The organism is Bellilinea sp., assembly GCF_053501535.1.
On record NZ_JBRCOK010000052.1, the window covers coordinates 1 to 13,729 of the forward strand.

General features: G+C 56.8%; 13 protein-coding genes. 6 read left to right on the top strand and 7 right to left on the bottom strand.

The annotated features are described in order from the left end of the window. Positions 1-303: AAA domain-containing protein (locus ACWIZX_RS05845; RefSeq protein WP_448335118.1), on the top strand; the 303-nt coding region annotated here is incomplete at its 5' end. A gap of 1 nt (position 304) precedes the next feature. Then, a complete protein-coding gene (locus ACWIZX_RS05850) occupies positions 305-2,332 on the top strand; it encodes a UvrD-helicase domain-containing protein (protein ID WP_448335119.1) in 2,028 nt (675 codons plus the stop codon). A gap of 65 nt (positions 2,333-2,397) precedes the next feature. Here ACWIZX_RS05850 and ACWIZX_RS05855 read toward each other — a convergent pair whose 3' ends face one another. From ACWIZX_RS05855 to ACWIZX_RS05875, 5 genes are all read right to left on the bottom strand, one after another. After that, positions 2,398-3,105, bottom strand: coding sequence for a succinate dehydrogenase iron-sulfur subunit (locus ACWIZX_RS05855; protein ID WP_448335120.1), 708 nt, complete (start codon positions 3,103-3,105; stop codon positions 2,398-2,400). 13 nt (positions 3,106-3,118) lie between these two features. Next, a complete protein-coding gene (locus ACWIZX_RS05860) occupies positions 3,119-4,915 on the bottom strand; it encodes an FAD-dependent oxidoreductase (protein ID WP_448335121.1) in 1,797 nt (598 codons plus the stop codon). Between the two features lie 23 nt (positions 4,916-4,938). Further along, positions 4,939-5,337, bottom strand: coding sequence for a succinate dehydrogenase, hydrophobic membrane anchor protein (locus ACWIZX_RS05865; protein WP_322792439.1), 399 nt, complete (start codon positions 5,335-5,337; stop codon positions 4,939-4,941). Between the two features lie 9 nt (positions 5,338-5,346). Then, positions 5,347-5,772 (bottom strand): hypothetical protein, encoded by a 426-nt coding sequence (locus tag ACWIZX_RS05870; RefSeq protein ID WP_322792438.1) that lies wholly within the window; start codon positions 5,770-5,772, stop codon positions 5,347-5,349. A gap of 119 nt (positions 5,773-5,891) precedes the next feature. Then, positions 5,892-6,698: a leucine-rich repeat domain-containing protein gene (locus tag ACWIZX_RS05875; RefSeq protein ID WP_448335122.1), complete on the bottom strand. Its 807-nt coding sequence runs from the start codon at positions 6,696-6,698 to the stop codon at positions 5,892-5,894. 335 nt (positions 6,699-7,033) lie between these two features. On the opposite strand from ACWIZX_RS05875, the gene ACWIZX_RS05880 reads away from it, so the two are divergent. Beyond that, a complete protein-coding gene (locus ACWIZX_RS05880; RefSeq protein WP_448335123.1) occupies positions 7,034-9,418 on the top strand; it encodes a methyl-accepting chemotaxis protein in 2,385 nt (794 codons plus the stop codon). A gap of 127 nt (positions 9,419-9,545) precedes the next feature. Here ACWIZX_RS05880 and ACWIZX_RS05885 read toward each other — a convergent pair whose 3' ends face one another. Next, entirely contained in the window at positions 9,546-10,127 is a 582-nt protein-coding gene (locus tag ACWIZX_RS05885; RefSeq protein ID WP_448335124.1) for a hypothetical protein, read from the bottom strand. Positions 10,128-10,341: 214 nt separating this feature from the next. Here ACWIZX_RS05885 and ACWIZX_RS05890 point away from each other — a divergent pair, with 214 nt between their 5' ends. The 3 genes from ACWIZX_RS05890 (at position 10,342) to ACWIZX_RS05900 (ending at position 13,122) form a co-directional block, all read left to right on the top strand. Then, positions 10,342-11,289: an ABC transporter substrate-binding protein gene (locus ACWIZX_RS05890; protein ID WP_448335125.1), complete on the top strand. Its 948-nt coding sequence runs from the start codon at positions 10,342-10,344 to the stop codon at positions 11,287-11,289. Positions 11,290-11,605: 316 nt separating this feature from the next. Next, positions 11,606-12,367 carry an ABC transporter ATP-binding protein gene (locus ACWIZX_RS05895; protein ID WP_448335126.1) on the top strand — a complete coding sequence of 254 codons (762 nt, stop codon included), beginning with the start codon at positions 11,606-11,608 and terminating at the stop codon, positions 12,365-12,367. Then, positions 12,364-13,122, top strand: coding sequence for an ABC transporter permease (locus ACWIZX_RS05900; RefSeq protein ID WP_448335127.1), 759 nt, complete (start codon positions 12,364-12,366; stop codon positions 13,120-13,122). The genes ACWIZX_RS05895 and ACWIZX_RS05900 overlap by 4 nt, the downstream gene beginning before the upstream one ends. Here the strand turns inward: ACWIZX_RS05900 and menA are convergent. Then, on the bottom strand, positions 13,097-13,729 hold a 633-nt coding region (menA, locus tag ACWIZX_RS05905; RefSeq protein WP_448335128.1), incomplete at its 5' end, for a 1,4-dihydroxy-2-naphthoate octaprenyltransferase. The two genes, ACWIZX_RS05900 and menA, sit on opposite strands and share 26 nt — an antisense overlap.

Below are 13,729 nucleotides of genomic sequence, written 5' to 3' on the forward strand. Positions count from 1 at the left end.
TGGTGGAAAAAAATCGTCGCCGATACGGTAGAGCGCATGCAGGGTCAGGAACGTGAGGTGGTGCTGGTTTCCCTCACCACTTCCAGCATGAATTTTGCCGTTCAGGTGGCGGACTTTTTACTGCAGCCCCAGAGATTGAATGTGGCCGTCACCCGCCCACGCACCAAACTGATCCTGCTCGGCAGCCAACATCTCCTTAAGAATCCCCCTCCTGACGAAAAACTGGCAGAATCCTTCCAATTACTGCGCAGTTTGGTGGAGCAATGTGACAGGTTCTCCCTTTCCAACGGGTCATTGAGTTAAGATGGCACACATCCTGCCGCAAACTCCGCCTCAATCTCTACCCCCCGAAACACTGAGTGTCTTCCGCGCTCTCAAATCCCTGCCGGATTCCTATTACATCTGGCATCATCTGGCCCCCTGGCAGGAAAACACCCCCGATTTCTTAATGGTCACAAGAGATGCGCGGGCATTACTGGTCAAGGTCAGCACCGCCAGGCGTGATCAAATGAGTGTGGCAGCACAATTGCGCCTGATTGATGACCAACGTCCACCCGCCGGCCTTGCAGAAGAAGCGGTTTTGATTAACTATCTTCGTTCTGCGCCTCTTCCACAGGAAGCTGCCGTGGGGTTGCTGGTCGTCTTTCCCAACCTCAATCAAGCGCAGCTGAGCGTCAGCCGGCCGGCAACTTCCGAGGCGCAGATTCATTGGGCAGGTCGCGAAATCCTTCAACCCGAAAATGAGCAAATCTGGCAGCAATTTTTACCTGCCCAAAGCCTTTCCGCTTCACAGATTAAAACCCTCCGCCAGTATTTCAGCCCCGAAATTGTCATACCGGCCAATTTAACCGTGCGCCAACCGGATAGCCGCCGCCTGGAAGCCGGCCTGACCGATTTTCTGCTGGATTACAGGCAGGAAAGCGCATTGAAAAGTGACCTTGAACTCCCCGAAACAGACGAGATGTTAACCCGCGATTTTCGCGTCAATATCATCAATGGGGTTGCCGGCAGCGGCAAAACCCTGATTTTGCTCTACCGCCTGCGTTTGCTCTATCACCTTTACCCACAAAGACAGTTTTTGGTTTTGACCCATAACCGTCCGCTCAGCCACGACTTACAGCACCGCTTCTTTCTGCTCGAAGGAAAACAACCCGCCAATATTGAATGGGCGACCTTCAACAGCTGGTGCTACCGCATATGGTTGAACAGTCAAAACAAATGGATAGAACCACTCCCCCATTACAAACGCCTCTCTCTATTAGAAAAAACCTGGCAGGACAGACTGGCTAACTCCAGCATCCCACTTAATTTATTCATCAGTGAAGTGGATTGGATCAAAGATCAGTTGCCCATGTCGCTGGAAGACTACCTCAACGCCGATCGGCGGGGTCGCGGTTTTGCACTAAACGCAGAACAACGCCGCCAGGTTTGGGAGGCGTTTCTGTTTTATCAATCGCTGTTACAGGAACAAGCCGCCATAGACTGGAGCGATGTCCCGCGCCGGGTCTGGGAGTGGGAACAGGAAGGCCACCTGCAAATTCCACAGTACGATTTTATTCTGGTAGATGAAGCCCAATTCTTTGCCCCACTGTGGTTCGACCTGATTCGCAAAGCCTTACGCAACCGCACTGCCCATCTCTGCCTGGCTGCTGACCCGACCCAGGGATTCCTTGGCCGCCGCACCAGCTGGAAGTCGCTGGGCATCGAAGCCCGAGGCAGAACCCATCATCTGGTCAAGAGTTACCGCACCACGCTCGAAATTCTTAACTTCGCCACGCTTTTTTATCGTTTGCGCTGCACCGACACCCCTGAAGAAGAAATCCTCCATCCCGACCTGACTCAGATGCCCAGTGGTGCAATTCCCCAATTGCTGGTATTGGAAAATCCGCAGGACGAGATCACCCGGGTGGCAAATGAAGTTGCTGCATTACTAAAGCAAGGTGTACCTCGTCAGCACTTGCTCATATTGCATGCCAGTGGTGAAGGGGTCAAACGGTTAATCGAACAAATCAACCGAAGAGCGGGTAAAGGCACGGCCATGGATCCGAAAGACACTTTTCCCGGCAATTATGTTCGCATTACCACCCTCAACGCTGGGGCCGGCCTAGAAAGCCCAATTGTGTTTCTGTGCGGACTGCGCGAATTGTTTGAGCAGGAACAATCGCTGCGTCTTTCCGACCAAGAACGAGAAGAGATGATTCGCACCAACACAAGAAAATTGTACATGGCTACAACCCGCGCCGGTCAACGGCTGGTGCTGACCTATGTGGGGGAATTGCCGGAGGTCCTCAAGCAGGTTCTCGCCACACAAAGATCACCCGGTTCGGCATAAAAACCACGCACCCCTTTCGGAAATCCAAAGGGGTGCGCCGCATCTTCGCCCAAACCTTCAGGGGGTTATTCAATCCGCCCGGTTTGAATGGCGCGCTTGACCTCGGCAATCGCCTGGGTGATTTTAATTTCACGCGGGCAGGCTTCGGTGCAGTTGAACGCCGTGCGGCAGCGCCACACCCCAAACTGTTCGTTCAGCACTTCCAGCCGTTCGGCAGCCGCCTGATCGCGGCTGTCGAAAATAAAGCGGTGGGCGTTGACAATTGCCGCCGGGCCGACATACTGCCCGTTTGACCAGAACGACGGACAGGATGTGGTGCACGCCGCGCACAAAATGCACTTGGTCGTGTCGTCGAAGCGCTCTCGCTCTTCCGGCGATTGCAGGCGTTCTTTGCCGTCCGCCGGCAGCTCGTCGTTGACCAGATAGGGCATCACCGATTTGTAATGCTCGAAGAACGGCTGCATATCCACAATCAGGTCTTTCATCACCGGCAGGCCGAGCAGCGGCTCAACCGTGATTTCGGTGGTGCCCAAATCGCGCAGCAGCACCTTGCAGGCCAGGTAATTGCGCCCGTTGATGCGCATGGCATCCGAACCGCACACGCCGTGCGCGCACGAACGGCGGAAAGCCAGTGTCCCGTCCACATCCCCGCGAATCCACTCCAGCACGTCCAGCACCCGGTCGGTCGGCTGTGCCTCGACTGTGAAGACATCATAACGCGGCTTACGGTCTTTTTCCGGGTTGAAACGGAATATTCTCATGCGAACTTCCATGGTTGTGTGCTCATCAGTAAACGCGCTCTTTCGGCGCATATTGGGTGATCACCACCGGCTTGTAATCCAAACGCACGCTGCCGTCCTCGTTCAGCCAGGCCAGGGTGTGTTTGAGCCAGTTTTCGTCATCGCGGCGCGGGTAGTCCTCGCGAGCATGGGCGCCGCGGCTTTCCTTGCGCTCCAGCGCCGAAACAGCCGTCACCAGCGCGGCATCCAGCAGACAGCCCAATTCCCACGTGTTGAGCAGCTCGGTGTTGAAGATTTTACCGCCGTCGCTGACGCGCACTTGCTTGTAGCGCTCGCGCAGTTCGCGCACTTTTTCAACCGCCTGCTGCAAGCCCTCTTCGGTGCGGAACACACCCACATCGTCCGACATGACTTTACGCAGCTCGCGCCCGATTTGGGCCGCCTTTTCCCGTCCGCTGCCGTTGAGCAGGTTGTCCAGCTGGCGGCGCACACCCCCGGCGGGATCGGCCGGCAGGCGCGGCAGGTCGGCACCGTTGGCATATTCGGCGGCTTTGATGCCGGCGTACTTGCCGAACACCACCAGATCCACCAGAGAATTGGTACCCAGCCGGTTGGCGCCGTGTACCGAAACGCAGGCACACTCGCCGGCAGCGTACAAACCGGGCAGCACCGTCCCCTGACCGTCAATCACCACCTCACCAAACTTGTTGGTGGGAATGCCTCCCATTGCGTAATGAGCGGTGGGCTGAATGGGCATCGGGTCTTTGACCGGATCCACCCCCAGGTAGGTGCGGCAAAAATCGGTAATATCCGGAATTTTGGAGAGAATTTCCTCCGCCGTAACGCGGTAGGGCGTGCCGTCCGGGCGGGTACGCCCGTCCAGTTCGGCATATTTATTGACCGTTTCCGGGCGCACATCCAGATAGACGTAGTCCTTCCCGTCAACGCCGCGCCCTTCCTTAATTTCAAGATAAATTGCGCGGCTGATCACATCCCGCGAGGCCAGGTCTTTGATGGTGGGTGCGTAGCGTTCCATGAAGCGTTCGCCCTTGCCGTTGAAGAGGATACCGCCCTCGCCGCGCACCGCTTCGGTGATGAGAATGCCCAATTTGTAAATGCCGGTGGGGTGAAACTGGAAGAACTCCATATCCTCGGCCGGGATGCCGTTGCGCAGGGTGATGGCCACACCGTCACCGGTGTAGGCGTAGGCATTCGAGGTGATCTCCCACATGCGCCCGTGCCCGCCGGTGGCCAGCACAACCGCCTTGCTGTGAAAAACGTGCAGTTCGCCGGTAGCCAGTTCCACCGCCACCACCCCGGCGGCTTTGCCGTCCGAGAGGATCAAATCCAGCACCTGAAATTCATCATAAAAGGTGATGCCGTTTTTGATGCACTGCTGGTAGAGCGTTTGCAGAATCATGTGGCCGGTGCGGTCGGCCGCATAACACGAGCGGCGCACCGGTTTTTTGGTCAGGTTGTTGGTGTGACCGCCAAAAGGACGCTGTGCGATGCGCCCGTCCGGCATGCGCGAGAATGGCAGCCCAAAATGTTCCAGATCATAGACGGCCTGCACCGCCTCACGGCACATGAACTCGATGGCATCCTGATCGCCGAGGTAATCACTGCCTTTGACGGTATCGAAGGCGTGCCACTCCCAGTGATCCTCTTCCAGATTGCCCAGCGCCGCACCAATACCGCCCTGCGCCGCACCGGTGTGTGAGCGGGTGGGGTACAGTTTACTGAGTACCGCCGTCTTTGCCCCGCGCGAGGCGTTCAGCGCCGCCATCAAGCCCGCTCCGCCGCCGCCGACAATGATCACATCAAACACATGCGTTTGGGTCATATTTTTACTCCCTCATCCAACCGCTATTCCAGCGGAAATTGTTGATTGACGCCGCCAATCAGCGCAATGGCGCCGATCAGGAAAACGACCAGCCAGAAGATGAACAGCCCCCAGTTGAGAATTTTGCGCCCCCGCTCGCCGTGAATAAAATCGTTCAGCACCTGACGCAGCCCGTTGACTCCGTGCGCGAAGGCGAATCCCAGCAGCAGGGCATCGAACACCCGCCAGAAAATGCTTGCCCAGCGTTCGGCCACGTAGCCCAAATCCATGGCATGCACACCTACCACCACATCCTGCAAAATGGCGTGAATCCACACCAGCGGGATGAGCGCAAAAGCCGAATAACGCATCCATTTCCACGCAATCATTTCGTAATTGGGTTTGACTTTAACCCGCCGCACGGTTTCTGTTGTCGCAGCCATGTTTACCTCCTACCCGCCAAACAGGGCAATTCCGTAGTTGTGAAAGAGAATGTTGCGCACCATCCAGAACGCCGCCGGCAACCACAGGATAATGGAGATGATCAGGGTGGTGCGGGTGGATTTGCGCTGCATCTCAATGCTCCACATCCCCGGTTTGAACATATCGAAGTAGGCAATCCGCAGCCCGTTGACGCCGTGGAAAAACACACAAAAGATCAGCGCAATTTCGCCAATCCCAAACAGGGTGGTCTGGTAAAGCGCCAGCGCTTCCAGGAACAAGGCCGGCCGAAAATACACAAAGGCAATATCAATGATGTGAATGGTGAGAAACAGCACCACCCCCAGGCCGGTGATGCGGTGTAAGAGGAAGCTCCAGTGACCCTCCCGTCCGCGGTAGCCGGCGTAACCGGTCAGGGTCGTCTTCAAAGTGGACATATTCACCTCCGTCTAAGGTATGGGACGGTTAAATTGTAGCATATTCAAAAATCGAAGTGTAGTAATCGGGTAGAAAAATTCCACTCCGATAGGGTGATTTTTAATTAACCTCTGCCCGCTTAACGCCGAATCATCGGCAAAAATACCTCAAAAATTGGGGTACAGGTCTGATGCAGGTGGAAATCGGGATCTTTCTGGCTGAGGAATTGGTGTAAAGGGTTGCCGGGCACGGGGTAGCCATCCGGTACACAAAAACGGTTTTCGTTCAAGTCCAACCCATCTAGATTCCCGGGCTGGAGCGAGCCGGGGTTGAACAGTGCCGTCAGGTTGGTCAGACCGGCAGGCGGAAAACCCAGCAGGTGATTATCATTCAGCCACAATACATTCAAAGCAGTCAGATTGCCAATCGCCGCCGGTATTACGCCGCTGAACTGATTATGGTCAAGGTAGAGGTACTGCAACGAAGTCAGGGTAAATAATTCTGGTGGTAATCCACCGCTAAAATCGTTACCGCTCAAATCAAGGATGGTCAGCTGGTTCAGACCGCCAATGGCGGACGGCAGGCTGCCGCTCAACTGGTTATGGCTGAGGACGATTTCGGTTAAACCGCTGAGGGTGCCAATTTCGGGCGGGAGGCTGCCCTGCAGGTTATTGTTGGCAAGAGTGAGACGGGCAACCCGGTTATCCACAACCTGCACACCGTACCAGCTGGCTGCCTCAGTGTCGGTCAGCCAGCCGATGTTGACGTTCCAGTCGTCGCCGCCGGTGGAGATGTAAAAGGCTGCCAGTGCCTCACACTCTGCCCGGGGAATGTCGGTGACGGTCTGGCAGAAGTCGGTTTGCAGGGCGGGGCGGGCAATGACCGTACCGTTCAGGGCAAACAAAAGAATAAAAAGGAAGGCGGAAATCCGATAAAAACGTTTCATAGCATCTGTTTTCGACGCGATTCAAAATATTTACTTTGTTTACTAATATTATAACGATAGTGTGCCAACCGGCAAGCAGGCAGAGGATAAGGCGCGCGGCTCTCTCCAAACACCTGAACAGGTCTTTATTTTTCCTTCCCGCCTACCTGCCTTCGTCTGTCCTCCTGTCTGAGGCAGCCCCTTGCTTTTAGACAGCCGCTTTTACGCCTAATTTAGACCGCTTTTACAGCCCATTTATGGACGCTGCTGATGGACCGTGTTAATTTGATACCGGCTTAATCGGCTTTTTAGAGAATTCTCTCTTTACCATTCAAACCCTTTACAGTGGAGTGACCATGTTCAACTTTTTCAATCGTTCCATCCGCAACCAGTTATTGACCCTGCTGGCTGGAGTGGTGCTGGTGCTGCTGATTGCCGGGGTCGTCAGCGTACTGGTCAGCGCCAACGCCGTGCGCGCCGAGGTCGAGCGCGGGCTGATGGACTACACCCTCGCCAAAGCCAACCAGATGGACGGCTTTCTGGCCGCCATTGCCCGCGTACCGGTTCAACTGGCCGCCAGCATCGAAGCCGACCCGCAGCCCGATCTGGACCTTCTCAACCAGCGCATGGCCGCCATCCTCAAAAGCAACCCGGACATTTACGGTACCTGGGCGGGTTTTGAACCCTACACCTACCAGCCCGATCAGCAGCTGCTGGCAGCCTACCACTGGTACGACAACGGCAAGCCCGATTTCGTCGTGACCACCGATCAGGACTATCTGGACGCTGTCTGGTATGCGCCCGGCAAGACCAGCCCCAAACCCTTCTGGACGCCGCCTTATTTCGACGAGGGTTTGGGAAATGTCCTGATGACCACCATCTCGGTCCCCTTTCACCGGGATGGCAAGTTCTGGGGGATTGCCACCGCCGACATCTCCACCGAGGCTCTCAATCAAGTGCTGCAAGGGATTGCCGCCAGCGAAGAATACAACCGGCAGGCCCACGCCATTCTTTTTGATGAGGAAGGCAACATTCTCGGCATAGACGATTACCGGCTGGCAGCTGATTCGGTCGAAGGCTTGCTGGAAGTCAACGCCGCCTCCCTGTTCGGCGGGGCACTGCAGCCCATTCTGGAACAATCTGCAGCCACATCCTACGGCTATCGGTTGATCAAAGACCCGTTTGGCAACGCCGGGCAGGTATATGCCGCCTTTGCTCAACTTCCCGCCAGCGGCTGGACGCTGATCACCTTTGTGCCGCAGGCGCTGGTGCAGCAGCGCGTTTCAGCGCTGATGATCACGCTGGCGGTGGTCATCCTGCTGGCGGCGGTGCTGCTGGCCGGGGTACTGCTGCAGTATTCCCGCAGCCTGACCCAACCGCTGCAGGCTGTTACCCAATCCTTGCAGCACATGGCGCGCGGCGAACTGGAAGATGACCTGCGCCTTGACCAGCGCATCCTCAACCGCGCCGATGAAATTGGCCTCGTGGCCCGCGAAACCCATCAGGCAGCCGAGTTTCTGCGCGAAATGATTGGGGTCGCCGGGCAAATTGCCGGCGGCAACCTGCAGGTGCAGGTACAACCCCGCAGCGAAAAAGACCGGCTGGGACACGCCTTTGTGCAAATGACCGCTAATCTGCGCGGGCTGGTGGCAGAGATTGTCGAAAACGCGCAAAGTCTGCTCTCGGCTTCCAGCCAGCTGACCCTGGCCGCCGAGCAGGCCGGGCAGGCTGCCAGCCAGATTGCCACCACCATGCAGCAGGTGACCAGTGGAATCTCTCAACAAGCCGAGTCGGTCGGGTTGACAACGGCTACCTTCCAGCAAATGGCAAACGCCATTCAGGATGTTTCGCAGGGTTCCAAAGAACAAGCCACCGCAGCCGAACAGGCCGCCGTCATCACCGCCGAAATCAGCGCCGCCCTGCGCCGGGTGGCGGATAACTCGCTGTCCGGCAGTGAAGAAGCCGCAAAGGCGGCCGAATACGCCCAAAGCGGCGCCAAAAAGGTCAACGCTACGTTGAAAGGAATGGAGGTCATCCGCAATCAGGTAGCGCTTTCCGCCGATAAAGTGGAGCAGATGGGCGAGCAGTCCGAAAAGATTACCCTCATCGTTGAAACCATCGAAGAAATTGCCGCCCAAACCAATCTGCTGGCGCTCAACGCCGCCATCGAAGCCGCGCGCGCCGGCGAACACGGCAAAGGGTTTGCAGTAGTCGCCGACGAAGTCCGCAAACTGGCCGAGCGGGCAGCCGCCTCCACCCGCGAAATCAGTACGCTGATTAACAACATTCAAAACACCGTTCACGAAGCCGTCACCGCCATGCAGGTCAGCGCTCAACAGGTGGAAGAAGGTGTGCGTCAGGCAGACGAAGCCGGCAGCGCGCTGGAAAGCATCCTGAAATCGGCGCAGGTGGTGCTGGATCAGTCGCAACAGACTTCCAAAGCAGTGCAGCAGATCAACCAATCCGCCAGTGCCCTGGTCAGCGCAATGGATGCCGTCTCACGGATTGTGACCCAGAACACGGCTGCCGCCCAACAAATGGCAATCGGCTCCAACGAGGTTAACATCGCCATTGAAACGATTGCCTCGGTCAGCGAGGAAAACAGCGCCGCAGTTGAGGAAGTTTCCGCCTCGGTGGAAGAGATGAGCGCGCAGGTGGAAGAAGTGGCTGCGGCTGCCAACTCGCTGCAAGAGATGGCAAACACCTTCAACATGCTGGTGGCACGCTTCCGGCTGCGCTGACCAATTCACAGCGCCAACCTGATCCACCTGGATATTTCCTCACCAACACAGCCTCTCCCCTTGGGGGAGAGGCTGCTCTTGCCTGGATGACAATCGGTCAAGAAAAAAGATGGGGTTGTAGGGCGAATCAGGCGCCCAGCAGGCGAGTATGGCTTCCTTCCGGCACTGCTGCGCTCGTTTCCCCTCTGGCGGTTTGGGGTTGCCATGGCAGCCCGCCGTTGACTTCCCATACAGTGACTTCGGCATCCACCACCGCCTGACCCAAGGCGCGCGCAACTGAAATGCGGTGATGCCCGTCTTCGACGAAATAATGGTCACCGACCTGAATCAGTTTGACGGCATCCAGCGGCTGCCCCTGAAAACGCAGCATGGCAATCGCCACCCAGCGGTCGCGGCTGCGTTCATCCAACGGGTGAAATTGATCGTCGAAATCCTCACTACGGCCGAGCGTGCCGTGAATTTGATCAATCAGCACCGCCCGAATACCGCCATAGTGTCGGTTGCTGACCCGGCTGGCCGGCAGACGATTGAGATCAACCAGGCGGCCCAGGCGGCGGCACAGGGCATTCTTCAGGCCGTAAAAAGCCGCCGAAAAACGAGCATGTTCAAAAAGCTTCAGCGCTTGCTTGAAACTATCCACATGATGGGGATTGCCCCGTCCGTGATACCCTGAAAAGGAGTCCTGAAATGGATTTTGAAAATCAAGCATGATTTCACTTCGTCTTTCTGCTGAAAGCAATACGCCCGATCCATAACAACCTTGTTGAATATACTGCGGCCTTGGGTTGACCTCATCCTGCTGAAGGAGGTGCAAACCTTAGCCATTTGACCAGTTAATGTTTCGGAGCGGAGTATAATTCCTTCGCAGTGGAACTTCAGGTTCTGCTGAAATCTCTACCCTGTCGCCTGAGAGGATTAACTGGATGAAACATAAATTTGCGCTACTGGTTCTCCTTTTTAGCCTGCTGGTTTCGGCTTGCAGCCCGGCCCAGCCCACCGAAGTGGTCACCCTCAAAGTGGCGGTGCTGCCTATTCTGGATGTTTTACCGATGGTGGTTGCCCAACAAGAGGGCTTGTTCACCAACAACGGCGTCAACGTTGAACTGATTCCGGTTGGCTCGGCTCCCGAACGCGATCAATTGATTTCAGCCGGTCAGGCCGACGGCATGGTCAACGAACTGGCTTCGGTCATGTTCCTTAATCAGGATCAGATTCAGGTTCAGGCAGTCCGCTTTGCCCGCACAGCCACAGCCGATCAAGCCCTGTTCCGTATTCTAGCCGCCAAAGACAGCGGCATTCAAAGCGCTGCCGATTTGAAAGGCGTTGCCGTGGGCGTCTCGCAGGCTACCGTCATCGAATATCTGACCGAGCGCCTGCTGCAGGCCGAAGGACTGAGCGGGGATGAAATCCAGACCGTTGCCGTTCCAAAAATCCCCGACCGGCTGGCGTTGCTCGCCAGCGGCGAGTTGAAAGCCGCCATGCTGCCGGAGCCGTTTTCCACCCTTGCCGCGCAGCAAGGCGCAACGGTTGTGCTGGATGATACCCTGCGCCCGGAATACTCCTTCAGCCTGATCACCTTCCGCAAGGCAGTCATTGACCAGCAGCCGCAGGCAGTGCGCGCCTTTTTGGCTGCCATTGAAGAAGCCGTGACCCTCATCAACGCCGACCCGCAAAAGTACAGCGGTTTGATGGTGGAACAAAAGATGGTGCCTGCTCCACTGGCCGAAAGTTTCAAAGTACCTACCTACCCGCTCAAGGGGGTTCCCACTCAGGCCCAATTTGACGATACGCTGGCATGGGTCAAAGAAAAGGGTTACCTGAACAAAGACCTGGCCTATACTGATTGTGTCAATGGGAGCTTGTTGCCCTGAAAGGGTTACCCCAAAAGGGGTGGCTTGGAATGGTTTTCTCAAAGTTTCTGGAAAATCCTGAAAGGTTGTTTTTAAAAATATTTGGTATCCATCCAAAAACTGGATTGTGGCAAAACGAACCCCCTCCCACCTCCCCCAATATCGCTCACGCGATATTGGGGGAGGCGCAGGACGGGGCTGAGAATGTTCAAAGGGATTTGAAAATGGACTTCTCCAAACCGACATCTGTTGGCGCTGGCAGGTCGCAATATGACAGCCTTCGACTTTAAGAAAGCCATGGGTGGCTTGTCAACGCCTCTTTTTTTCACAAATTGTGATGATTGAAATCGACTCAATCACCTTTGGCTACCAGCCCGCGCTGCCGATCTTCGAAAATTTCTCATGGCAGGTACAGCGCGGCGAAGCCTGGGCGGTCATCGGGCCTTCCGGCTGCGGCAAAAGCACCCTGCTCTCGTTGATTGCCGGTCTGCTGCGCCCTCAGCAGGGCAGTATTCGGGTGGATGGACAGCCGCTCACCCGCCCGCGTCCGCAAACCGGCTTGATCATTCAGGATTACGGCTTGCTGCCCTGGGCAACCGTGCGCGAAAACGCCCGGCTGGGGTTGCGGGTGCGCAATTTTTACGGGCCGGATGGCGTCCATGCCCCGGCCGACTATCAGCGCACACTGGATGTAGAGCCATGGCTGGAACGGCTGGGATTGCTGCCCTTCGCCGGTCAGTATCCGGCGCAGCTTTCGGGTGGACAGCGCCAGCGTACCGCCATTGCCCGCACGCTGGCCCTCAACCCGGATGTTATGCTGATGGATGAACCGTTTTCTTCGCTGGATGCGCCCACCCGTGAGGGATTGCAGCGCCTGACACTGGAATTATGGCAGGAAGGCGGCCTGACGCTGATTCTGGTTACCCACGCCATTGAAGAAGCCGCCCTGCTGGGACAAAAAATCTTACTGCTCAATCAGCCGCCCAACCGCACGGCGCAGATCATCGAAAACCCCCTCAACCTGCAGCCCGGCTACCGTGAAACGGACGCCTACCGCGCCCTGTGCCGTCACCTGCGCGAGCGTTTGGAGGGAGTATGAAACGCCGCGATCTGCTGCTGGCCAGCGCTGGCTTGCTGCTGTTCTGGCAGGTGATTGCGAAGGTGGTCAACCAGCCGATCCTGCCGCCACCCGACCGCGTTTTGATCACCCTGTGGAACGAAACAATCACCGGTAACTTGAGCGGCCATTTCTTCGCCAGTCTGTCGCGGGTGGCTGCCAGCACGCTGCTGGCAATTTTCACTGCTGCGCCGGCCGGTCTGGCATTGGGGCAGTTCAAACGCCTGAACGCGTTTTTTTCGCCCATCATCTACATTCTCTACCCCATCCCTAAGGTGGTTTTCGTGCCGGTAGTGCTGCTCTTTTTGGGCATCGGCGACCTTTCCAAAATTGTGGTGATTTATTTGATTTTATTCTTCCAGATTCTGGTCCTGGTGCGCGATCAAGCCGCCAATCTGCACCCGGAACTGATTCGCAGTGTGCGCAGTCTGGGAGCGGGCAGGCTGGCGCTCTTCCGCTTTGTGTTTCTACCCGCCAGCATCCCCGGCATCCTGACCGCTCTGCGCCAGTCGGTCGGTACGGCGGTTGCCGTACTGTATATTGCTGAATTATTTGCCACCCAGCGGGGGCTGGGGTATTACATCTACCTGAACGGCAACACCCTGTTCAATTATCCGGCCATGTATGCCGGCGTAATCGCCATGAGTATTTTAGGACTGGGGCTTTATTTCACCGTGGACGGATTGGAACGCCTGCTCTGCCCCTGGCAGGTTAAAAACCGCTCCACCAGCGGCTGAACAGCAGACCAGCCGCATACAAGGACGCAAACAGCAATTCCAGCTGACCGGTTTTTGCCAGCAGGGGATTCAGCGCCCGCCCGCGCGTCCGGGCTACCTGCTTCATCAGGCGCACTGCCAGCGGCAGACTGAGCAGGCTGAGCAGCGCCGCAAGGGGCAGAACGCCCAGAATGACCCCCGTCAGCACCACCCCATAAGCCAGCCCAACCCACACGCCGTATTCCAGCACGGCGCCGCGCTCACCCAGTCGCACCGCCAGGGTATGCTTGCCGCTGGCACGGTCGGTGGCAATATCGCGCAAGTTGTTGACCGTCAAAATCGCCATCGCCAGCAAACCAACCGGCAGAGATGACCACACGGCTGCCATGCTGAGCGTGCCGGCCTGGACAAAATACGTACCGCATACCGCCGCCAGACCGAAGAAGAGCAGTACGAATACCTCTCCCCACCCGTGATAAGCGAGCGGATACGGCCCGCCGGTATAGGCCAGCGCCGAAAGGATTGCCACCACCCCCAGCACCAATGCCGGCAGTCCCGCCACCCAGATCAGATAGATGCCGATCAGCGCGGCTGCTCCAAATACCACCACCATTCCGCCAATCACCTG